The 22,551-nt window shown below is 39.5% G+C and carries 19 protein-coding genes and 1 pseudogene; 4 read left to right on the top strand and 16 right to left on the bottom strand.

The features are described from left to right. The first annotated feature begins 290 nt into the window (after nt 1–290). Nucleotides 291–902 (top strand): TetR/AcrR family transcriptional regulator, encoded by a 612-nt coding sequence (locus MKY23_RS15370; protein ID WP_339830609.1) that lies wholly within the window; start codon nt 291–293, stop codon nt 900–902. Nucleotides 903–917: 15 nt separating this feature from the next. Here the strand turns inward: MKY23_RS15370 and MKY23_RS15365 are convergent, their stop codons facing one another. The 9 genes and pseudogenes from MKY23_RS15365 to nirB form a co-directional block, all read right to left on the bottom strand. Continuing rightward, entirely contained in the window at nt 918–3,137 is a 2,220-nt protein-coding gene (locus MKY23_RS15365; RefSeq protein ID WP_154959241.1) for an MMPL family transporter, read from the bottom strand. A 185-nt stretch (nt 3,138–3,322) separates the two neighbouring features. After that, the gene (locus MKY23_RS15360) at nt 3,323–3,967 is read right to left on the bottom strand and encodes a response regulator transcription factor (RefSeq protein ID WP_339830607.1); all 645 of its coding nucleotides are present in this window, start codon (nt 3,965–3,967) and stop codon (nt 3,323–3,325) included. Nucleotides 3,968–3,991: 24 nt separating this feature from the next. Next, complete coding sequence (locus MKY23_RS15355; RefSeq protein ID WP_154959239.1) at nt 3,992–5,188, bottom strand: sensor histidine kinase; 1,197 nt, start codon at nt 5,186–5,188, stop codon at nt 3,992–3,994. Nucleotides 5,189–5,706: 518 nt separating this feature from the next. Next, nucleotides 5,707–5,883 (bottom strand): annotated as a pseudogene (locus MKY23_RS15350) (alpha-N-arabinofuranosidase); the annotation flags it as partial. A gap of 51 nt (nt 5,884–5,934) precedes the next feature. Beyond that, complete coding sequence (locus MKY23_RS15345) at nt 5,935–6,738, bottom strand: carbohydrate ABC transporter permease (RefSeq protein ID WP_251504672.1); 804 nt, start codon at nt 6,736–6,738, stop codon at nt 5,935–5,937. Between the two features lie 46 nt (nt 6,739–6,784). Then, nucleotides 6,785–7,681, bottom strand: coding sequence for a sugar ABC transporter permease (locus MKY23_RS15340; protein WP_336120019.1), 897 nt, complete (start codon nt 7,679–7,681; stop codon nt 6,785–6,787). A gap of 84 nt (nt 7,682–7,765) precedes the next feature. Further along, entirely contained in the window at nt 7,766–9,103 is a 1,338-nt protein-coding gene (locus MKY23_RS15335) for an extracellular solute-binding protein (protein WP_336120018.1), read from the bottom strand. Nucleotides 9,104–9,665: 562 nt separating this feature from the next. After that, nucleotides 9,666–10,034 (bottom strand): nitrite reductase (NAD(P)H) small subunit, encoded by a 369-nt coding sequence (locus MKY23_RS15330; RefSeq protein WP_154959234.1) that lies wholly within the window; start codon nt 10,032–10,034, stop codon nt 9,666–9,668. Between the two features lie 17 nt (nt 10,035–10,051). After that, nucleotides 10,052–12,493: a nitrite reductase large subunit NirB gene (gene nirB / locus MKY23_RS15325; protein WP_154959233.1), complete on the bottom strand. Its 2,442-nt coding sequence runs from the start codon at nt 12,491–12,493 to the stop codon at nt 10,052–10,054. A gap of 259 nt (nt 12,494–12,752) precedes the next feature. Here nirB and MKY23_RS15320 point away from each other — a divergent pair, with 259 nt between their 5' ends. After that, nucleotides 12,753–13,382 carry a hypothetical protein gene (locus MKY23_RS15320; RefSeq protein ID WP_336120017.1) on the top strand — a complete coding sequence of 210 codons (630 nt, stop codon included), beginning with the start codon at nt 12,753–12,755 and terminating at the stop codon, nt 13,380–13,382. A 346-nt stretch (nt 13,383–13,728) separates the two neighbouring features. On the opposite strand, the gene MKY23_RS15315 is transcribed toward MKY23_RS15320, so the two are convergent. Both MKY23_RS15315 and MKY23_RS15310 read right to left on the bottom strand, forming a co-directional pair. Next, entirely contained in the window at nt 13,729–14,565 is an 837-nt protein-coding gene (locus tag MKY23_RS15315; RefSeq protein WP_154891877.1) for a class I SAM-dependent methyltransferase, read from the bottom strand. Nucleotides 14,566–14,990: 425 nt separating this feature from the next. Continuing rightward, nucleotides 14,991–15,137: a paeninodin family lasso peptide gene (locus MKY23_RS15310; protein WP_154891878.1), complete on the bottom strand. Its 147-nt coding sequence runs from the start codon at nt 15,135–15,137 to the stop codon at nt 14,991–14,993. A gap of 353 nt (nt 15,138–15,490) precedes the next feature. Between MKY23_RS15310 and MKY23_RS15305 the strand changes: the two genes are divergently transcribed. Both MKY23_RS15305 and MKY23_RS15300 read left to right on the top strand, forming a co-directional pair. Continuing rightward, nucleotides 15,491–15,931: a GNAT family N-acetyltransferase gene (locus MKY23_RS15305; RefSeq protein WP_154891879.1), complete on the top strand. Its 441-nt coding sequence runs from the start codon at nt 15,491–15,493 to the stop codon at nt 15,929–15,931. Then, entirely contained in the window at nt 15,928–16,587 is a 660-nt protein-coding gene (locus tag MKY23_RS15300) for a YitT family protein (protein WP_261769645.1), read from the top strand. The genes MKY23_RS15305 and MKY23_RS15300 overlap by 4 nt, the downstream gene beginning before the upstream one ends. Before the next feature lie 329 nt (nt 16,588–16,916). Here MKY23_RS15300 and MKY23_RS15295 read toward each other — a convergent pair whose 3' ends face one another. From MKY23_RS15295 to MKY23_RS15275, 5 genes are all read right to left on the bottom strand, one after another. After that, nucleotides 16,917–17,564 (bottom strand): hypothetical protein, encoded by a 648-nt coding sequence (locus MKY23_RS15295; protein ID WP_090916363.1) that lies wholly within the window; start codon nt 17,562–17,564, stop codon nt 16,917–16,919. 77 nt (nt 17,565–17,641) lie between these two features. Next, a complete protein-coding gene (locus MKY23_RS15290; protein WP_090916361.1) occupies nt 17,642–19,360 on the bottom strand; it encodes a ferredoxin in 1,719 nt (572 codons plus the stop codon). 17 nt (nt 19,361–19,377) lie between these two features. Beyond that, complete coding sequence (locus MKY23_RS15285) at nt 19,378–20,187, bottom strand: hypothetical protein (protein ID WP_090916359.1); 810 nt, start codon at nt 20,185–20,187, stop codon at nt 19,378–19,380. Between the two features lie 16 nt (nt 20,188–20,203). After that, entirely contained in the window at nt 20,204–21,595 is a 1,392-nt protein-coding gene (locus tag MKY23_RS15280; protein ID WP_221789582.1) for a hypothetical protein, read from the bottom strand. After that, nucleotides 21,579–22,520 carry a WYL domain-containing protein gene (locus MKY23_RS15275; protein WP_145414274.1) on the bottom strand — a complete coding sequence of 314 codons (942 nt, stop codon included), beginning with the start codon at nt 22,518–22,520 and terminating at the stop codon, nt 21,579–21,581. The genes MKY23_RS15280 and MKY23_RS15275 overlap by 17 nt, the downstream gene beginning before the upstream one ends. Between the last annotated feature and the right edge of the window lie 31 nt (nt 22,521–22,551).

The following is a 22,551-nucleotide window of genomic DNA, read 5'->3' as shown; positions in this document are numbered from 1 at the left end:
GTACCCCTCAGGAATATCGGAACCGTTAATTTTTCCAAATAAGATCATTGAATATTGGAAAAACAAAAAAGAACCTTCTACACCATTAACGATTATGGGTGGAAGGTTCTTCTTGTTATTATGCAATTTGTTGAAGCTGTTTTTATAAGAACATGGTCTTTATATGTTGATGGTATATAAGGTCGCCTTTCGTTGACAAACCATACTTAAGTTGATAGCATAATTTAATTGAACTTAAGGAGGTCATTCTCATTCAACCCAAGCAAAGGTTAGAACAGGAGCGCACAAGCTTGCGGCAGAAACGCCGGACTGCAATCATTGAAGCGGCTACAGCTGTATTTGCACGACAGGGTTTTGAGCAGACGACGATGCAGGAAATTGCCAATGAAGCGGTTCTCGGCGTTGCGACAATTTTCCGTTACTTTCCTAAGAAAGAACATCTTATTGTGGAAGTTGCTGCTAACATTGTGCACTCAGAAATTGAGATACTTCAAGACATATTACATGCCGAAGGTACGTGTTATGAGAAAATGGAGCGTGTTTTTGACGCTTTGGTCTTCTATCATCAGGCTCATTATCAGCAGAATTCCAAACTTATAGAAGCATTTGAATGTTATGTCGCCTTGTCTAAAGCACCTTTGGAGAATATACAGATTTATCAGGACAAATATGATCAGCTGATCCATCTGTTTACGGAGCTGGCCCATCTAGGCGAACTGGATGGATCTGTGCGTACCGACATGAATACAGTAGATACACTAATTACGATGATAAATGTATTCGGTAATTTCTCCAAAAAAATGTCCATGCTACATGATACGGATGCATTCGATACCCGGGTAGACTTGAATCAACAATTTAACATTCTTAAAACAACTTTTCTTTCAGCGCTTAAGGCTTAATCACATTTTTGTTATTTAAATGTTGGTTTTCGTTTGAACTTTGGCTTTGGTACTTGGTGTCAATTTGTTCTCTTTCTTGTTCTCTTGCATAATGGATTCGCCTTCAATGTCAATATTAGGTAGGATTCGATCCAACCACTTAGGAAGATACCAAGCGTGTTTACCCAGTATTGTCATGACAGCAGGTACAAGAGTCATTCGTACGATAAAGGCATCTACCAGGATACCAAAGGCAAGGGCAAGTCCCATCGATTTGATGATCGTATCCTCGGCAAAAATAAAGCTGGCAAACACCGCAATCATGATGAGGCCAGCGGCTGTAACCACAGGCCCGCTGTGAGTTAATCCACTTCTTACTGAACGGTGGGCGTCACCCGTGTGGGTATAATCCTCACGCATTCTGCTGACCAGAAATACTTCGTAATCCATTGCTAGTCCAAACAAAATTCCTGTCACCAAAATAGGTAGGAAGCTTAATACCGGGCCAGGTTCTGGAATGCCGAACAAGCTGCCCAGGTATCCATCCTGTATGACCCATACGATAAAGCCAAGTGTTGAACCTAACGTGAACAAGAAGCCAACAACTGCTTTAATAGGAACCAGGATTGAACGGAAGACAAGCATTAGCAGTACAAAGGCGAGTCCAACAATAAGCAATGCAAACTTAGGCAGTGCCTCCTGTAATTTTTCGGAAATATCAATGTTGACTGCCGTTCCACCGGTTACCATAATCTTTACATTGTCTTTTTTCAGCACGTTCTCCGATTGATCTCGAATCGTTTGTACTAATTCAGTCGTGCGAATATCATGTGGTCCTGTCTCAGGCAATACGGTAATGATTGCTGCTTGTCCTGAAGGACTAGGAATCGCAGGCGATACACTTGCAACACCTGGAATATCTTTGATGTAAGTGGCTGCCTCCGCAATCTTCTTCTGGCCATCTTTGCTGTCACTGGTCTTGGCTACAATGACAAGCGGACCATTAAAGCCGGCTCCAAAACCCTCTGCTAATAAGTCATAACCTCTTCGTTCCGTGGTTTCAGTTGATTTAAGCCCGCTATCTGGCAAGCCTAACTCCATGTGCAGGAATGGCAATGTACATACCGCAAGAATGACTATGGATACAATCGAGGTTAACCACGGTTTTCGGGTGATTATTCCTCCCCAAGCGTTATCTTTTGTTTTAGTTTTCTTTTGACCTGACCATTTGCGCAACCAGCGATTTTCCCGTGCCGGACTGATCCGATCTCCAGCAACAGCCAGAAGAGCAGGAACAAAGATGATGGCAATAAGCACTGCGACGAATACACTGATTGCTGCGGCCAAGCCCATCATGGTAATAAACGGAATTTGAACAACGGAGAGCCCTACAAGGGCGATAATAACGGTCAGTCCCGCAAAAACGACCGATCCTCCGGCAGTAGCGTTTGCTTGCGCAATAGCTGTATCACGGTCATAACCTTCGGCTAGCTGTTGACGGTAGCGGGATATAATGAACAGGGCGTAGTCAATACCTACAGCTAAAGCAAGCATGACAGCGAGCGTAATTGAGAATGAAGACATAGATACAAAGTTTGATCCAACAACTACGGTCATCAAGCCAATTCCCAAACCGATTACTGCTGTCAGGATAGGTAATCCGGCTGCAAGAAATGATGTGAAGGTAAAAGCCAGAATCATAAACGCAATCAGAATTCCGATGACTTCAGAGACGCCTCCTACTTCTATTTCAGAGAAAGCCACACTGCCTCCGAGTTCTGTCTGCACTCCATTTTTGGTTAACATTTCTGCTATATTTAGTACGTTATCTTTTGAATGTTCTTCGACTTCACTTGCAGACTGTTTATAGGTTATATCAGCATATCCGATTTTTTTATCTGCACTTAGTGTCATCGTTTCGTATGGATTGGAAACAGAGACGACGGACAGATCCGTCTTAACATCCTTCAACGCCTTTTTTATTTTCAATTGATTAGTCTCTGATGTAAGCAATCCCTGATCCGCTTTGAAAATCAGGCGAATCTGACCACCACCATCCGGCGCAGGAAATTCGGATTTTAAAACCTCGGCGGCCTGGTCGGATTTTGTTCCAGGTATGGTCATCTCACCTGTAAACGCAGTCCCCATGCCTAGGCCGAGCGATGCCATTACAATGAGAAGTGTAAGTGTTGCTGCAATTACTGTTTTTCTTTTCCTCGAAGACCAGGCTCCGAGACGATATAACCATTTTGCCATAATAAATGTCATGCCCCTTTCAACTTGCTTCAATTAAGAAGTGTGTTATTACCACCCTATGTCTGTATTGTATTGAAAAATAGACGAAAAAAAATCGTACATAAGGGCATTCCCCAAATGTACGATCGGGCAAAATTGGGCATGTACGTTAGTTGAATCAAGACGTTTGCGAGACAGATTTCAACTTACAGATGCAGGAGTCCCTTTTCGACAGCGACAGCAACCGCTTCGGTCCGTGAATCTACCCCTAGTTTGTTGTAAATATTCGTAAGATGAGCTTTTACCGTTCGCTCGGCAATGCCCATGTCGAAAGCAATCTCTTTACTACGCATCCCTCTTGCAATGGCTTGCAGAACAATCGTCTCTTTATCACTAAGCAAGGTGGACTCCGTTTTTTTCGCTAGCGATCGGGTTTGGTGAGCGAATACTCTGGCAGTAATCTCAGGCTGAAGCAAAGTCTCTCCACGGAGTGCAGAATCCAATGTACGGAACAGATTTTCACGGCTGGTATCTTTCAAAAGGTATCCTTTGGCACCCAAGGATAAACCTTCAATCATGAGTTCGTCCTCGTTATATGTGGTAAGAATGATAACGGGAATAAGCAGGCCTTGTTCTTGCACCCGTTTCATGGTGTCCAGTCCCCCAAGCCCCCCTGGCATGTTAAGGTCCATCAGGATGACATCCGGTTCTGAACTTTCCATCAGTTTTAATGCCTCAACACCTTCGTTTGCTTCTCCTACAATGCAGTAATTGTCGTCTGTTTCAAGAATAAGCTTCAGACCTTCTCTTACAACCCAATGGTCATCCACAATTAGGACTTTGTGCTTCATGCGGTTACCCCTCTCCTACTCCGATTATAATGGAACACTTAAATGTACAGTTGTTCCTTCTTCATTACTCTCAATCTCAATACTTCCGCCAATGAGTCTGGCGCGCTCCTGTATACCAATCAAACCGTAGTGGCCATGTAATTTTCCGATGTGACCCGTGTTAAATCCTTGGCCGTTATCAACGATGTTCAAGTTGAACTTATTGTTGCTTTGGCTGGTAGTTACTGTGACAAGACTCGCTTGTGCGTGACGAGCGATATTCATAAGGGATTCGCTCAAAATATGCAAGATATGCTCCATCTGCACTTTCGATAACTGTGAAGAAAGCTCTCCCTGAAATTCAGTAGTAATCCCAGTCGCCTGCCGGAATCGTTCCAGTTGTTCCTGAAACGCCTCGCTCAGCGTGATGGAAGGGTTTGATTTTGTGCGTAAATCATCTATTGCTCGTCGTGCATCCGCTAATGATTGTCTGGCCTGTACCATAGCATTACGTATAATTTCCTGTGCTTTGAGCTGGTTCCCCTTTTCTTGATAAATACTTGCAGCTTCTAGCTGCATAATAATTCCGGCAAGACCTTGGGCCAATGTGTCATGTAAGTCCCTAGCCATCCGCTGTCTCTCACCAGTGAGTGTAAGTTCCTCTACTTTTTGGTGAGCCAGCTCTAGTTCCCGCAAGAAATTTTGGGTTCTGACACGTGCATTAACTTGTTTGTAAAACAAGGACGCGTAAGATATGACTACAACCATCATGAGTAAAAGTAATAAAACAAGCAGTGCCGCCTCAGGGCCAGTTCGATTAAACAAAGTTAGAGAACAAAACATGACATAGAGCACAAATGCAATGAAAACCACTTTTGCTGTTTCGAAATAGATCGCAACGGTTTGCCCAATCAATACAGGTATAAGACCAATCAGAATCGCCGGCATGCCATCCGGCATAAGAATAGCACTACCGTATATTAAACTTGCTTGAATAATAATATATAACGGCTTGGAATAAGCAACGACTGAACCTGTTATCCAGTAAAAGTAAGTATGGACGAGCATCACTATGACAAAAAAAACACTCGGAATAATAAGGGGTGTTGACATGATCTGTAATATAAGAGTTGCGGTGGTAACAAGGCATAGCCAAATTAACACAGGAAGCCGCGAAGCGGATAAAGGGTCAATATGTTCTTCTGTATCTGAAGCGGCATTCAGTCTTTTCTTAAACCACATTCGATTCACCTCGGTATCCAGTATACCTCATTTCCCCAGGGATAATAGTACTTTAGTACATGCCCTTTCGGACATACGAATAGGCAATCGGTACAAGTTCTTGTCCATAGCTTGAGACAAGAACTTGTACGGATAAAATAAAAAAGCCGCTAAAATAGCGACTCTCAATGGGAACATGTTCTTGTCCTTCGGCATCTACTCACATTAATAATCTCTCGTGTTCCTGCACTTGATCCGAACTACAATTCCATCCATGTAATACATGTTGGACGAGTTTTCGTCTTGAAAAATTCTGTGCACGCATCAGTCATTTGTTTAACAGTAATAACCATTGTACTTGCTAAAACTACTTCTGCGCCATGAACATTCTCGTAAAAGGGGCATTAAATGCTGGACGATTTCGAATAAACTCAACTACCTGCGATTCTGTATTTATTACAATTTCTCCCTTGAAATCATTAGCATACATTTGTAAGACCTACTTTCAGTAACATAAAAAAGGGATTTTCTCGTGCCTATACGTAATAACGGCTGCCATTATGCTCAAAGGTAGTGTCATCGAGGGCGAAGCTCTCCCATCTGGTATGAACCTGTCCCCTTTACATCCAACTACCTTCGAGTGGATTGTCATTTTCATTCTCTAGCACGTACATCCGATGGTCGAACAAGCCTTCGTTCGTTTCCGTCGTGTGCGATCACTACAGTAGTTGATGTAACTTATCACCTGTTTCATCATAATATATATATTATCCTTTAACAGCGCCAGCAGTCATACCGTCTATGAAATATTTCTGGAAGGCAATAAACAGTATGAAAATTGGAATGATGGAGAAGAAGGAGCCCACGATCAATAGGTCATAGTTATTGCCATAAGGAGTTAACAACGTTTTCAAACCGATTGGAAGTGTATATTTACTCTGATCTCCGAGCACCATGAATGGCCACAACAGATTATTCCAGCTATTCATCCCATTCAAAATAGCCATTGCCGCAAAGGATGGCTTCATAATCGGCATAATTAGTCTGAAATAAATCGCATACTCGTTTGCGCCATCAACCCGCCCAGATTGAATAATCTCTTTGGGTATGCTTCGTAGATATTGCCTGAAGAAAAATATGGTTGCGGCATTCGCTATTCCAGGCAGAATGATTGCCGAATAGCTATTCACCATTCCCAAATCATTAATTAGGCTGTACAAAGGAACCAGCAGTATTTCGAAAGGAACCATCATAATGAGCAAAACACATATAAAGAGGAAGTTCTTACCTTTAAAATGATATGCTGCAAAACCATATCCAACAAATGCGCTTACAAAAAGTGTTAAAACCACTTGAACAATTGTTAGAATCATACTATTCCAAAACCACACAAAATAATCATGTTCTCCAGTAAACAGAAAGATAAAATTATCAAAACTCATGATTTCAAAATCCAAACTTAGGTTAAGACCATATCTAACTAATGATTCACCTGGTTTAAAGGAAGATAGGGCCACTGCGTAGAATGGGATCATAATTATAACGAATAGTATAATAAAGAAACAAATCATTACTATTCTAGAGATGAAATCACTCCTTGTCTGACTTCTGCCCACTTTAATCCTCCTCCTTTTTGAACATTCCACTAAATTTCAACTGTGTTAAATTGATAACCATAGCAATGACTAACAGAACGATACCAACTGCAGCTGCGTAACCCAGCTTATTCTGCTCAATCCCTTGTCTATACAGATATCCAACAATGGTTAAGCCAATATTTTGGGGTGATTTGTTACCGTTGAACATCATCAGGCTCTCAGTAAACATGGCTAAACCTGCATAAACGCTAATTGTGGTAACATATACCGTGGTCGGCTTCAATAATGGCATTGTGATCATTCTAAACTTCTGCCAAGCAGATGCACCGTCAATTGAAGCAGCCTCATAATATTCATTGTCAATGCTTTTCAAACCCGATAGATAGTACAGCATATTAACGCCTGTCCATCTCCAACATGCGAGGATTAACAGTGCTGCCATACTCCAATTTCCGTCTTTCAAAAATTTAATAGGCTCTACACCAAATAGACCCAGGAAACTGTTCATTAATGAACCTTCCATCTCACCGAATGTCAGGCGGAAAATGGTCCCCGCAACTGCGACAGATGTCAATGCAGGGAGAAAGAAAGAAGATTTAAAAAACTCTCTTCCCACCATTAACTTACTGTTGATCATAACGGCGAATAACATGGGAAAGGGAATTAACAGCACTAAGGTTCCTAACATGTACACAATGCTATTTTTAATAGATATCAAAAACACTTTATCTGTAAGCAATTTCGAATAATTTGCTTCACCAATCCATTTAGGATCCTGCCCCAACATCCGATCTTGAAAACTCATTACGAATGAATTTACAAGCGGATATAACCAGAAGATCAAAAATATGAGTATAAATGGCAATACAAAAACATAAGGCGCAACTTTTTGAGAGTATACAAATTTCTTTATCATATTCTCAATCTCCCTTAACTATGTTTAAACCTGCCGACCACTATACCTGCCAACAGGTTTAATCGAATCATTTACTTATTATATTTATTTCAATTCTTGTTCAATTGCTGCTTGTGCTTCATCCAACGCTTCCTTCACGTCTTGGCCATCTTCAAAGATCGCGTTCAAAGTAACCGTATTGAATATATTGCCAATGGTGGGTGAAGCTTTAACGGACTTAATCGCTCTAATTTCGTCCTTGATTTCATTCAACGTATCAAATGCATTTGTTTTAAAGTATTGGACGTATTCATTTTCAGGGTTTTTCGTAACTGCATCATCTTTCCATACTTCCATGTTGATTGGGTCAAATCCAAGCGTATTCCAGATTTCCGTAGTAGCTTCTTTCGAAAGCTTAGCAAAGGCTACAAATTCTTTTGCTAACTGAACGTCTTTACCATTTTTAGTAACAACTGTGCCAGTACCGCCTAAGCCAACGGAACGAGGGTTACCTTCTTCGAATACAGGCAATGGAGCTATTGCATACTTCCCTTTAAGATCTTTCATTTCGTTTACAAAGCGGGACATGTACCACTCAGGCATTAATGCACTTGCGTAGTTGCCTTTGTTATATTCGCCTTTTGCTTCTTCTGTGTCGGGTTGTCCGCCAGGGATCGTATGAATAACATTGTTCTTCTGCAGATCGACTAACATTTCAAGCGCTTTAATCATTTCAGGCGAATTCACTTTTGGATTACCATTTTCATCTGTAAAATCAGCATTTTGCTGAGCTAGTAGCAGCGATGCTTGGAACGAAGCTGACGTATCAGCAGTACCTAAGTACTTGCCAGTCTTTTCGTAAACCTGGATGCCTGCTTGTTTGTAATCTTCCCATGTTTTGATGGTCTTGTAGTCAACACCTGCTTGTTCGAGAATTTCAGTGTTATAGAAAGCAAGCGTAGCACCTACGTGATAATCAAAGCCATAAACCTGATCGGCTTTGGAGTAAATCTCGACACGTGAAGGAACAACAGCGTCTTTGTATGGTGCATATACATCATTCAAAGATTCCAGGGGAACGTTGTCACCTTCCAAGAATTTAGGGAATTTACCAAGCTCGATATCCGCGATATCAGGAGCACCTTTTCCGCTTGTAACTGCCAATAAGAGCTTGTTGTGCATATCATCGTAAGGCATAACCGTTACATTCAACTTAATCTGTTTGTCTGGGTTCTGCTCGTTCCATAACCCCAGCATTTTATCCAAATGCTTGCCGTGCAAATCTACGAATGTCCAAAATGACAATTCTGTTGCATTCTCACCGGCATTAGCCCCTAATTGCTTTGTTTCCGTTTTTGAACCAGAAGAATTACCACATGCAGTAAAAACAAGTGACATAATAAGGAGTGTAACGATGCTGATTAAAGCACTACGTTTTTTCATTTGTTCGTCATCCTCTCTTTTTTGTTATGCATTTTAAAAGTCGCTGACTAGTTAGTCTGTTGATTTAAGCGGTTACAATCCATCTTTCACCACCATCCTTCACATAATTCTAACCTTTCAAAGAAAAGACCCCTTCGCAACAATTTCTTAGACTCCGTACTGGAAGCGCTTCATATGCCGTATTAATATATATATGAAATAAGCTTTATATAACCAATTGATTATAAAATCATAAAGTTTATGGCGAGACGCTACTCTTTGAAAAAGCTGGCCCTCTAACCAAAATGAAACAATGTTCTTGTCCACTGACAAATCATGACTTACCAAGAACTTGTTAATACTGATAAAATAAAAAAAAGCCGCTAAAAATAGCGACTTTAATGGATCATGTTCTTGTCCCTCGACATGATATGAGAGATGTTTTACAGCCCACATATTCGAACCTTTTAATCTAGATATTGTGTTCTAAGCTTTTAATCTGTCTTACTCCACTTCGCTGACTTTCATAATAATTCGCAATCTCCACAATTAAAGCACCCATTCGTTCTTGTTCTGAAGGTCTTTACTCATGGAAAGTCTCTCCCACATTCTTCAGTAATCCAACTCGTACCTCTTCTACGTGAACCTGAACCGGATAAGTCCGAACCTGTCCCGTATCAGGATCAAGCACCTGACCATCCGTCAACGAAATCTTCCAGTCACAGATTGGGTCGAACAGGACGTCCCCGGATATAATTCCTTCTGCAATCGTGCCTCCGCGCGGACCAGGGCTTTTATTCTCAAGAGCATAGATACGTCCGTCCGTTGTCTTAAATATCGCAATCTCTTCATTACCTAAGCGCACTACTCGTCCCAGTCTCTCTGTGAAATCATCTACATTGCCAACAAGATAATACGTGTATTCATTTTTATTCATCATCGGTTCAATCATGCAGCTCCTTCCTGTTTCTAGTCCTGTTTCGTAGAGACACTAATCTCTTCAAACATCCTTTCCCTTAAATTCGAATTATTCAGGATTTCACTCCATGGTTCCTTCACCTGCGCCAGAGCGACCTCCATTCGCTCAGCCAAAACCCGGCGGTTATCCAGATCATTGACTACAGCTTCCGTGACGGATTCCAATCCCATCCTCTCAATCCATTCCGAGGTCCGCTCCAGATATTTGCCTGTCTCCCGGTAATGCTGCATGAACGCGGCGACAATCTCCAGAAGTTCTTCATCTGTTCGCACCTTACACAGCAGTTCAGCAAGTCGGGCTTTAATTCCGCCATTACCGCCAACGTAAATTTCCCAAGCTCCCTCATTACCGACGATCCCAATATCCTTGGTTGTTGACTCCGCGCAGTTGCGCGGACAGCCGTTAACGGCAAGCTTGAACTTGGCCGGCATATCTAACCGCTCGAACTTCTTCTCAAGCAGTATTCCCATCCCCATCGAATCTTTCGTACCAAAACGGCAGAACTGTGATCCCACGCATGTCTTGACCGTGCGAAGCGCCTTCGCATACGCATAACCGGACGGCATGCCAAGGTCCTTCCAGATCTTTGGTAGGTCCTCTTTTTTGACCCCAAGCAGGTCCAGCCGCTGACCACCGGTTACTTTAACCAGCTTGACGTTGTATTTCACCGCAATATCAGCTATAAGTCTGAGATCGTCCGGAGTGGTTACCCCGCCGTACATTCGCGGCACAACGCCAAATGTTCCATCCTTTTGAATGTTCGCATGCATCCTTTCATTCACAAAACGTGAATCCTTCTCGTCCACATGCTCAGTTGGCCAGATCATACCCAGATAGTAGTTCAGCGCAGGACGACATTTAGAGCAGCCCTCCGGGTTATCCCATTCCAGCGCATATCTTACTTCTTTAGATGTGATCAGCCCCTTTTCTTTAATCGCCGTCACGACTTCATCTCTGCTCAGTGTGGTACAGGAACAGATTGCTTCCTGTTTCGCCGCCGCTGAATCATACTTGTCTCCGAGCACATATTGAAGAATCTGCTCTACAACCGGTCGGCAACCTCCACAAGAACGCGATGCACTTGTGGCCACCTTGATCTCTTCTACCGTGGTTAATCCTTTTTCGTTAATGGCATCCACAATGTGTTTTTTCGTTACACCATTACAACCACATACGATTTCCTCATCCGCCAGTTCTGCGGCTGTATTCCCGGTTTCGACCGAGGCTTGTCCCATAATCGCATTATGAATGGCTTCTGTCATTACCGTGCCTGTTCGAATCCACTGCTGCAGTCTGGAAGATTCCTTTCCGTCACCAATCAGAACACCGCCGACGATCCGTCCGCCGCGCAGGAGCACTTTTTTGTAAATACGTAACCACTCATCATGCATCCGCACTATAGACAGTCCTTCTGCATCCATAAACTCACCAGCGGAGAACACGTCTACACCAGATATTTTTAGTTGAGTAGATACTACAGATCCTTCATATGGCTTCGTATCCACTCCGCACAGATGCTTCGCAAGGACAGCTCCCTGTTCAAATAGTGGAGCTACCAGCCCATATGTAATGCCCCGATGCTCGTTACACTCCCCTACTGCATAAACATCGGGTGCTGAAGTACGCATATAATCATCCACAAGTATCCCTCTATTAACTACAATCCCGCTTTTCTTGGCTAATGCAGTGTTTGGTCGAATTCCCACCGCCATGACTACGAATTCTGCATCCAGCGTCGTTCCGTCGGTAAAACGAATCCCGCTGACCCGATCATCTCCGAGAAACTCCTCAGTCTGTTTGCCGGTAGCAAATTTCAATCCTTGGCTTTCCAGCTCTGCCTGAAGCATTAGTGAGGCGGTATGATCGAGCTGACGTTCCATTATCTCCTCGAATAGATGGACCACTGTCACATCCATCCCCAGTTTGAGTAGCCCCTTGGCAGCCTCCAATCCGAGCAGGCCCCCACCAATAACAGCAGCTTTCTTGTACTGATCTGCTGCATGCAGCATGTTTTGGCAATCCGCGATATCTCTGAAACCTACAATCCCCTCTTTATCTGCTCCTGGTACCGGAAGCATAAACGGATTGGAACCGGTTGCAACAATGAGCTTGTCATATGGAACCTCCATACCATTGTCTGCCTTCACAATTTTTTGTTCCGTATCAATATGTGTTACAGTCGTTCCGGTATATAGCTCTATTCCATTCTCTAAATACCAGTTCCTGTCATTCAAAATAATGTCTTCTACTGCTTTACTCTTCTCTAGCACATACGATAACTGAATACGATTGTAGTTGGGATAAGGTTCACTCCCAAATACGGTAATCCTGTAGGTGCTGGGCGCCAGTTTTAAGATCTGTTCCACCGTGTTGATCCCAGCCATCCCGTTACCAATCAAGACTAAATGCCGACGATCTTGTACTTTTACCATGCAAAAACCTCCTACTACCTATATATTCCTATCCATGACAAAGAAAACTTGTAACCTACTAAACAACAAACATACAATCGAACCATTTTTGGCAGTATTTATTGTATTTATATCAAAGAAGGTTATATAGGGCAACTCTTTTTTTGTTAAAATACAGAGTGACAAGAAAACACTGATTCTCTCTGCCTACTTGTCATGGAGGATATTAGTTCTTATGAGAAAGCTGTATGTTCAATAAAGATTAATTATGAGGTGAACAATGAACAGAACATTAGATCAATTGCGATACATCGAAAAATATGAAAGTTGGGAAGGGTCATTGGAGGTTAAAGCTTCGGTAGATTTATTTAATACGGAGATATATTCGCTTAATACGTTTATTGATACTAAATATGCACTAACCACGGAAGATCTAAGTACAATTCATTTTGTTAAAAAGCATTTTCACGAGATATATACAATCTTCTTAGAAAGTCTGTTGGAATGGCAATTATACGGTATTGCTTATGAGATATATGATGAACAAAATCACTCGTTTCAATCGATTTATCCTAAAAAAATAGAGGATCTCCATTCATATGTAGGTCTTCCTATACTTCAGATTCTACATGAACATGCTAAAGATGGGCATTCATACTTTTCCCTTAATTTTAACAAAAACTGCAGAATTTCTATTGAACACGGCTTTACAGCCCTATTCCATAAAAAAGAACTCATCGATCTCTCCCCTTCGGATATTGATTCTGTAATTAGCGGACTTCAATATATTGAACCCGATTGTTCACAGTGGGAAAAAGGTTTTTGGAAGTTAAAACCAAAACTTGATAATAGTCACTACAATGAGCCTGGAGTGATTAGAAACAGGTGGATCAGCGGCCTTTGTGATTAACGAGCAATATTAATCATAGAATTGTTAGTCGTCCTAAGAGCATTAAAATGAATTCTAAATAAAAACTGCTTCATTATCTTCAAACTATTTACACACTGCTCTGCATTGTTGAGTATAGATTTGTGTTGTTGAACTTTTTTCATGCCCTGGCAGACTTTACTCTTGGTATCAAAAATTCTTTTTCTATTTTTCAAAATCATTATTTAGTGGCTGAACGTTATCATAAACAAAAAAAGGCACCTCTATGGAGAGGTACCTTTAGCTAATTTATCCGCAAGATATGTTTCTAACTGAGCAAAGGATAAACATTGAATAATGCTACAGATTTCAAACACCATAAATAGATTTAGTTGTCATTGTATACAGCCTCTCTTTTTCGAAGGACCACTACGATATCTGTCTGAGGTACAAATAAATTATAATTCGTTACATGCACTTGTCTCGTTTCGGTTACGGATTCAATCTTTAATTCAGGAGGAAGACAGCGCTCTATGTGAGTAATTAATGTTTCTTTGGTAAATCTCCAAATTACACCATCAATCGAAGAGTTCGCCATATATCCACCGTCCGTTACAGAACCTGAAAGAGACTTGAGAACGACCGGGTCTGCAATAATAATAGATCCACCTTCACGTAACAGTCTGCAGCTCTCTAAGAAGGCTTTTTTGTGATAGCGAATGTGATGAAAGCTTCTTGCAAACAAAATCATATCGCAGCTATGGTCAGGTAAAGAAGTCGGCTTATCAATGAAAGCATGGATATAAGAATCAAACCTTCCCCACTTCTTTCCAAGTTTTAGAGCATTTAAATTCGGATCCATGTTGAGAAAACGAACATCCTTCTGCTTGCGAAGATACTTGTTCAATAAACCTGTACCACAGCCCACTTGTAGAACATCGCCCTTTAAAGGGGGTAGAACTTTGTAGACATTACGAGGAATAGGGAAATTTTGAACGTACATGGCCAATTCGTAGAAAATCGGATAACGCTCTTGCAATCGAACCAATTTACTAGTGTAGAAAGGTTTCCGTTTTTTGTGACGTTTGAAGTCCCATTTGTTCAAATAGTAGACAGGGGTTAACAGCAAGAACAAAATAATAAAAACACTTTGGACGCTATAAATTCCAAGTTTACTAAAAAGATCATTGGAATTCTGAGGCATCGTTTGTTTAGATGTATTCAAAATGACCCAATCCCCTCTCACAACACTATAAATGGTGTAGAAGCTGTTCTAGCATAACAAATAATTCAAAAAAGAGCCGTTTACGATGATGCATCACCATGATTTTGTTGAAATCGCTTATGTATACGAAGAAGAAGGCCTTCATTAGATTGGGGCCAATGTATTTTTGTTTTCCAAAGGTGACTTGTTTGTCATCCACCTTGGTGTATCACAGGTGTTTCAACCATTGGATTTGAAGGAACAAGCTCCGCTATATATTATGAACTGTCTGTATAAGCCTTTTTTGGAGAAATAATTTTTTTGTGGAAGCATCAATTAGACAATGTTTGTCGAGCCGCGTAATGAATTACGCAACATATTCTTGTCCCTCATCATAGCATCGAAAAAGCCGCCCACAGGCGACCTTTTGAGCAAGAATACGATTTTCAACTTGAGGACGCTGGATTATAGAGGTCTGCATCATGTTCGGAGATCCAATCAATTTGTTTGTATCCACGGCCAGCCATCGTTTGCTGCCGCACATCCAGAACCTCTAATTTCGGTTCCCGCCAAGGCGCTTTTTTCGTTTCCATCAGTTGTCCCCTCCTTTCAACAAAAACTAGAACCAAGACGCGAGCACTCTTACATTACTTGCGCACTACAAATCTTTTGGGATACTATATGTATCTTTGTGAGAATTATAAGACACAATACGTATCGAAGTAAATAACTATTTCATCCCTTTCTATATGAAGTGCGACACCCCACATAAAGACGGTGCTAATTCATCTATTGGTTACCTTGATCGGAACCATCTTTTCGTAATTCTAGTCCCTTACCCCATTTTTGTTGTATTTACAACAAAAATATCATCATTTATAATTAACTAAAAGAACGTTTAATTTGTTTATAATTACAAAATGAATTTCTGAAAGGATTATTAGAAATGAAATCAAAAAAAATAGATTCCATTGAAGAACTCAAGATCTCTTTGCAAATAAGAGAAGAAGTGTTTGTAAAAGAACAAAATGTACCACTTGAAGATGAGTTTGATAATTATGATAATTTAGATGGACAGTGTGAGCACATCCTGGTTTATTTTAATGAACTACCCGCCGGAACAGGCAGAATTATTATTCGAGATGGCGTAGGTAAACTCGATCGAATATGTATCTTAAAACCTTATCGCCAATATGGTCTTGGGAAATTAATCGTTAGATCACTGGAAGAAATTGCAGAAAATAAAGGAATATCCAAAATTAAATTACACGGACAGACACATGCAGAGGGGTTTTATCACAAGTTAGGATACAAGACGACCTCCGATGTATTTATGGAAGATGGAATTCCGCATTATCTAATGGTAAAAGAATTATTATCGAAATGATGCTGTTATCACGTGTAAATCAATATTTAATTTATGCAATAGGTATCTTAATTCTAACTCTTGGCATTACGTTGACCATACAATCAGAGCTTGGAAGCTCTCCATTCGACGCTCTTCTAGTCGGATTGTCCCTAAACGTAGGTTTAACTATTGGCAGCTGGGAGATTATTATTGCTTTAGTTATGATATTTTTCAATTCGTTGCTAGAAAAACAGAAACCTGAATATTTGGGTTTAGTAACTGCACTTATAACAGGCATTTGTATTGATTTCTGGCTGTTATTGTTACGGACTTGGGTGGCACCTGATCTATTGTTTTTGAAATTTTTGTGTTTCGGCTCTGGTTTGGTTGTTGCAGGAATAGGAACGGCCATGTATCTACAGACCAATTTTGCACCGATTCCGATCGATCGATTAACACTCTCACTACAAAAAATAACTCGAACGAATATATTTTTTGCGAGAACTCTGATTAATGTTGTAATCCTGGTCATGGCATTCATTTTTAATGGACCCATAGGTATAGGAACTGCACTGGCTGTCTGCTTCAGTGGGGCCATTTTAAATATTTTTATGCCATGTATTGGAGAAATGATAGAAAAATGGAGTTTAACAGAATCAGGAAGTAATAAGGTCGATGGAAACCATTCCGTTTAGAATATATCGCGTATATAAAGACTTTTAGTATTGTCGCTAATCAGGAATTGAAACAGGTTCGTGTCCCTCAGCGGCTAGTTTTATTACTAAATTTCAATTTTGTAATGCTTAGCAGCCTTTGTTTACCTTCAAAAACACAGTTTGTTAATCTATAATGCGTATTTCTCCCAAAAAATCCTTACCTAAATACGCTTTTTGTCCTTGGCGTAGGATAAGAACTTGTAACGACGAAATAAAAAAGCCGCTTATAATAGCGACTTCAATAGGAAGATGTTCTTGTTCATCGTTTATAACTTTTATAATACACGTACATTATACATGTTACTTAATTAATTATTTCCTACTTCAAGTAACCACCAGGCAATTGCACTTTTTATAAATTCGCTTTCTTGACTTAGTCTCTCATTGTGAATAAAGTCGTTTACCTTTTCACGGATTTGATACTGTACACGTTCAAAAGCGACTTTATCACTTTTAATACCAAGTAGTTTTGCTGTTTTATCCAATTTATTTCTATCAGCTATAGTAGTAAACAGCTGCGGAAAAATCATAATCTCTAAACGATGTACGTAGAAAAGTGGTCTACCATTTTCAAACGGGATTCTATTTAGTTGCTCAATTAATTTAACATTTGCAATTTTACTAATAAGACGGTAGTCAAGCGGTTCTTGCAAGCGAAGTAAAATTAAACTTTGAATCTTATTCTGCACATCTTGATCTTTAAGAAATATATTATTGAATTCTGAACGGAAAATTTTAGCTGTGCCCTCTTTTGAAATATCATTGGCTCTTGTGGCTGTCCAATACTTATCGAATATGGAGATTGTATCATTAATATTCCAGTTAAGAACTTCTTGGCTTAACTCATCCAATAACTGCACAGCAGAGCGCTCAATATATTGGTTTTCAGGTTGAGATAATTCAATCTTCAGTTTTTCATAAGCTTTACGTAAAAGCAATTCATTATCTTTCTCCATACTTCCCCTCCCACATCAAACTATGTACATTAAAAAATTCAAGTTATCTACTTTGTAGATCATCACTAAAGAAATTATCATTTTTTTAATGTAGGTATAATTTTTTGTTTCACTTCTTGTTGCAAAGATTCGTAGACCTTGAATACCAAGGTTCTCATATAACCACTCTCAAATACATAATCACAACAAGCTTCAATAGCTCTATAAAAACCACTTAGAAATTCTCCACTGAAGTAATGATAGCAGAAGACAGGAACTTCTTTCTCTCCAAATAAGCCTTGCTTCCATGTAATAGATTCTATTACATCATAGCTTAGATCACTATAAGAGAAGTAGTTTTCCTTATCTATCCCTCTGCCCCAGCCTATTACATTTTCATCTATGAATTCGCGAATACCCCCATTTATGTGAGAAGTTACTTGATTATAATCTGACAGATCTACAAGTATGATATACGCTCCGCAATCAAGCTCCAATGTGAAATTAGGATAAGCCATACCATGTTTATCATAAATCGCTTGTAGCTTCTTCTTAAATGTATTGACCGTACTTTCCAGTTGAGTCTGATACTTATTTGCTAAGTCAAAACTAATTCTATCTGCATTTCCAATTTCTAAATAATTTGAGCATTCTTTATACAGCCGCCAAACACGATTTTGTGCTGCCTCACTCGCTTTACTGTGAGATGAAAAACGAAAAGAGCTGTCATAATCTGTATCAATTGAGCGAAAGACAGATTCCTTTTTTAATGGGATTGACTTAGTTTCATTCACGAGAGATTTAATTTGTTGAATAATTGCATCTTGATTGACATTTGGTGAACTTTCTAAATTAATGTGTTTTTTCAGTTCGGATTTTAAAAGGCTTAACTTTTTATTTAATGTCTCCTGGAATACTTCTGAATATTTCTTATACAATGTTTCAATTTTCGGATCTAACTCTTTATACATTTGCATAGAGAGCCCAAATACAATGTATTCACGGAATGTCTTTTCGGCCTCGACTAGTGAATATTTGTAGCCATCTCCGTAATCTTCAACGTTGATGTAAGTTTTGAAAAATTCAGCCTCTTTCATTCCGGTATTCCAATCGTATCGCTCCAAATGCCTCAACCGATAACAATAAGATTCTCCTTCAAAGCCAAAATCAGGACCAACGTCAAACTCACTAAAATCGGCAGGGAGATTTAGCTGATTGTTAGAGATCGCTTGCCCTAATACAACTACTTCTCCTAGCGTTTTAGCTATTTCTCGATTGATATCATAAAAGTAATTTCCTTCAGTTTTATTATAATAGGAAAACTTCTTGAGTTGTTTAGTCTTGTAATTAATACAAACTGCCTGAATAAGTGCTTTTTGCTGGGAGTACATCGTATCTTTAAAGGCATTAAAGCCTTCTCTATCTGCCTTATCGTATGAGTTATACACTTTGGCAGACATGTCTTTAGTTAATAGTGGAGGAGCTTCATAGTTGTTCTCAACAAAATCATAATCTGATTGGGAGGGATAAGGAATTGAAAAGTTATCCAGTTTTTCGGAGATCAAAGCTTTGAGCTTTACAAGTGCCTCAGACCCACTATGTCCTGTGATATATTCATCTTCTACAGATATGGCCTGAACGGGACAGCTTACCTCTACTTCTTTAAAATCAAGATACTGCACTTCGGTAATTAATCCTGGATCAACAGGTATGGCAAAACCCTCAGGGGTTTCTGTTAGAAATTCAGAATTTACAACACATGATCCACAAGCTACACATTTATCTGATACGGCAATTCTTTTCATTAACTGTTGCATTCAATTTTCTCCTTATATCAAATATTTATTTTCTTCATTTTGTTAAGAAAAGCCTCTCCTGTTTCTATCAATTCAAGTGATTTCAAGTTAATTTCACCAGTCTCATCAAGTAGAGGAACATCCAATATATCTTTGATTCCTTTGGCAAAGTTGAAACAAATCATGAAAGCTTCCCTGTCTTTTTGCGAATATTGATTTTTTTCGTTATCGTTACGTTGGATAATTGATCTACATTGTTGCAATGATCTGATAAATAATGCATTTAAATTCCGTAGAACATCACAGATATGTTCTGAACGCTGGAATATAGCATCCAGAGCAATGCAAATTGTCTCTGCTTGTTTTTCAATCATGAATGATTGCGAGCTACGGGCATTAGCTGCAGACAAGTTCATCTCTGCTTCTTTTTTTATCACTCCGGCAATTCCTGAAAATATGTAAGTAGAAAAAACTTGAGAATCAGATAGTTCACTTTTAGATACTCCAACCATCTTATTCATTGATTCAACAGCAATTGGAGATAGAAAAGAAGAACGCAATTCCTTTAATCCCGCTCCCTCCTCCATTTCAATTTTCTGTAGATTTCTGTACAGCTCTAAAAAGTTTACAATTGAAGTTTTATATATACCCCGTTTTCGATTGATAAGCTTTTGAATGCTGGCTTGCGTTTTTGAACTTTGTATTTTGACCTTTTCTTCTGCCTCCACTACTCGTTCAAACGAACGGACATTAACACTTTCAGCCTTTTCATTTAACTTATCTGCCTTTATCATCCTCGCTACGGTACTGCTGACTGCCCCGCCGAGCAAAATACTTTCTAACAACATAAAAACGCCCCCTAGCCTACATTTTGAATACTGAATTGTTATCAAAGAACATATCATCAAATGCCTTTTGATTTTCAAAAGAGACATTCTTTGAGAAAACAGAGAGAATTGTACTTAAACCTTCGTTGATTTGTTCTGGTGAATCTGATACAGATCCATTAAATATCATGTTATATCCTTTAATAAAATGTGCATTCCACTCGGCATATTCTTCTTGAATTAGCTGTTTTAATACGGCTTGTTGTCTGTCCATCTCCTGCAAAGCTTCAGATGCAATCTTAGCTGATGCCTGCTCAAGCTGTTTATATTCATCCACATTACGGTATGAGTGATAAAGATCCATGCATACCGTTGAAATGATCAATGATCCAAGAGCCGCACCAACAACCGGAATTGGAATAAGTGCTTGACCTGCTATTGCTCCGATAGTTCCTGCAAGCATTCCTACTCCCTTCTCTCCGACTTCCTCGAAAAATTGTTTTCCATCTATTTCTCCCTTTACATATTTGAAAATTGAATCTTTTAGCATTAGAGAGATAGTAATTACCTGCATCACTTGATTTGAATTTGCTAGTTTACGAATTGCTTCTTTTCCACTATTTTCAAGTAAATGTGTCACTCCTGTAGAAACAACTCGTATTGTGCCCCCTGTAGTTGCAACAGATAGAGTTAGATTCCCCATATCTTTGGCAGCATCTTCAAACTTTTTCTCTCCTAAGGCAACTTTGTACAAGTTACCCACACCTTCAACTACTAATGGGACAGCAGAGGATTGCAGTGAAAATAGTGCTCCTTCTGTAAAGTCTGCTCCAGCATTTTTCATAGATCTAGACAAAATATCCGTATTGACTTTGGCCTCCGCAACGACCTTACCTTGTATTAGCTTGACTCTCCCTGGGGTTGAACTCTTACTGTCAGGCGCGAATGCCAATTCAAAATCACTTTTACTACCTTTAGATGTATTCAATGACTTGGAAGTGACCCTGAAATTACTCTTTTGATTTGCGATTTCCTTCATATCTTTATCGCTAAAGAATGGGTTATATTTGACACGATTATGTATTTCTTTTAAGGAAACGACATGATCAACCTCAGCAGAATGTCTCGCCCAAGCTGATGAAATATTCTCTCCTGCTTCATTTTTCATGCGAAACCTACGTTGAGCTGCTTTTTGTGAGAAATGCAATTGCTGTCCGCTTATTGGGTCATCGTAGATTTTCCGATCCTTAAAAGTAGATTGCTTAAATTTACCTTTTGCAGATGCTGAATCCCATAATTTATTTCGATTTACACTGTTATACTCCTGAGTAACTCCATACTGCTTCTGATTATGAATTTTCATTTCTTGCAAAATTGGATTAGCTGTTAGACTGTACATTAATCGAACTGTTTTATCTTCCATTTCCATCTCCCTTTCGCTCTTCTAAAACTTGGATATACTGGCCTTGGCTTCGGAGCCACATATCGATTCCTGTACCGTAAACTTCAGCTTGAATGGTGTAAATACCATTGTTTTCTGAGATGATTTCTGCTGTAGGGAGTCTATCAAGTACGGCCTCTAATGAAGGACCTGAGAAATTAAATACAATTTTCATTAATTCACCTGAATACATAAATTGTACTCGCTTACGAAACTCTCCCTCATTAAATTTATCTCTGTAAGGAAGATTAAAATGACGTTTTGTTTCCGCTAAACCTGAAATTCGGTCTACACGAAATGTTTTTGGAAACTCATTATTGCCATCTTCCATATAAGCAATTAAATAAAAGTAATATTCTGAAAACATAATGGCCAAAGGTTTGACAAATCTAGTTTTCGAACTGCCATCTTGACGGGTATAGTTAAACTTTATAATCTTTCGTTTACTGATTAACAATGATAGTTTCCATATGGTTTTTATCAAAGGTTTGTTGTGCTTCAGAGGAACATAATGGTGTTGCTCATTGCTAATTACTTGTTGAATTTGTTTACGGTCGTTTGGTACAACTTGTTTAAGTAGTTTTCCAATTAATGCATCTAGCTCTTCCCGTGCGAATGCACGGCTCTCAAGTAAGATTTTACACAACGCCATGACTTCACTATTTGCAAGCCATTCTCTCTCAAAACGAACTAAATAATAGACATTTTTACGTCTATCATATCTGATAGATACATCACTTTCAGAATAGTGCATCTCAGCCAAATACGCTCGTAAATCGTCAATATCTCGCTGTATTGTCTTTTGTGTCACTCCAAAGTCTGTAGCAAGGTTAGCTTTATCGATCATTTCTCCCTTGTTTAGACGCTCGTAAATATTTAATAAGCGAAATCCTTTATTACTCTTGTAATTCATTTGTACACCACCTAAAGGCCTAATTCATTTT

The organism is Paenibacillus sp. FSL R7-0272 (assembly GCF_037969905.1).
GTDB lineage: Bacteria > Bacillota > Bacilli > Paenibacillales > Paenibacillaceae > Paenibacillus > Paenibacillus polysaccharolyticus.
This window is presented reverse-complemented; position numbering and strand designations above follow the sequence as displayed.

What these genes read in the sequence shown, in the direction of transcription:
- MKY23_RS15300 (WP_261769645.1), top strand. Translation starts at nt 15,928, where the DNA reads ATGATGCTGTTATCACGTGTAAATCAATATTTAATTTATGCAATAGGT.
- MKY23_RS15340 (WP_336120019.1), bottom strand. Translation starts at nt 7,681, where the DNA reads ATGATAAAGAAATTTGTATACTCTCAAAAAGTTGCGCCTTATGTTTTT.
- MKY23_RS15335 (WP_336120018.1), bottom strand. Translation starts at nt 9,103, where the DNA reads ATGAAAAAACGTAGTGCTTTAATCAGCATCGTTACACTCCTTATTATG.
- MKY23_RS15280 (WP_221789582.1), bottom strand. Translation starts at nt 21,595, where the DNA reads ATGGAAATGGAAGATAAAACAGTTCGATTAATGTACAGTCTAACAGCT.
- MKY23_RS15355 (WP_154959239.1), bottom strand. Translation starts at nt 5,188, where the DNA reads ATGTGGTTTAAGAAAAGACTGAATGCCGCTTCAGATACAGAAGAACAT.
- MKY23_RS15310 (WP_154891878.1), bottom strand. Translation starts at nt 15,137, where the DNA reads ATGGAAACGAAAAAAGCGCCTTGGCGGGAACCGAAATTAGAGGTTCTG.
- MKY23_RS15275 (WP_145414274.1), bottom strand. Translation starts at nt 22,520, where the DNA reads ATGAATTACAAGAGTAATAAAGGATTTCGCTTATTAAATATTTACGAG.
- MKY23_RS15285 (WP_090916359.1), bottom strand. Translation starts at nt 20,187, where the DNA reads ATGTTGTTAGAAAGTATTTTGCTCGGCGGGGCAGTCAGCAGTACCGTA.
- MKY23_RS15365 (WP_154959241.1), bottom strand. Translation starts at nt 3,137, where the DNA reads ATGGCAAAATGGTTATATCGTCTCGGAGCCTGGTCTTCGAGGAAAAGA.
- MKY23_RS15290 (WP_090916361.1), bottom strand. Translation starts at nt 19,360, where the DNA reads ATGCAACAGTTAATGAAAAGAATTGCCGTATCAGATAAATGTGTAGCT.
- MKY23_RS15305 (WP_154891879.1), top strand. Translation starts at nt 15,491, where the DNA reads ATGAAATCAAAAAAAATAGATTCCATTGAAGAACTCAAGATCTCTTTG.
- MKY23_RS15320 (WP_336120017.1), top strand. Translation starts at nt 12,753, where the DNA reads ATGAACAGAACATTAGATCAATTGCGATACATCGAAAAATATGAAAGT.
- MKY23_RS15295 (WP_090916363.1), bottom strand. Translation starts at nt 17,564, where the DNA reads ATGGAGAAAGATAATGAATTGCTTTTACGTAAAGCTTATGAAAAACTG.
- MKY23_RS15345 (WP_251504672.1), bottom strand. Translation starts at nt 6,738, where the DNA reads ATGATTTGTTTCTTTATTATACTATTCGTTATAATTATGATCCCATTC.
- nirB (WP_154959233.1), bottom strand. Translation starts at nt 12,493, where the DNA reads ATGGTAAAAGTACAAGATCGTCGGCATTTAGTCTTGATTGGTAACGGG.
- MKY23_RS15330 (WP_154959234.1), bottom strand. Translation starts at nt 10,034, where the DNA reads ATGATTGAACCGATGATGAATAAAAATGAATACACGTATTATCTTGTT.
- MKY23_RS15360 (WP_339830607.1), bottom strand. Translation starts at nt 3,967, where the DNA reads ATGAAGCACAAAGTCCTAATTGTGGATGACCATTGGGTTGTAAGAGAA.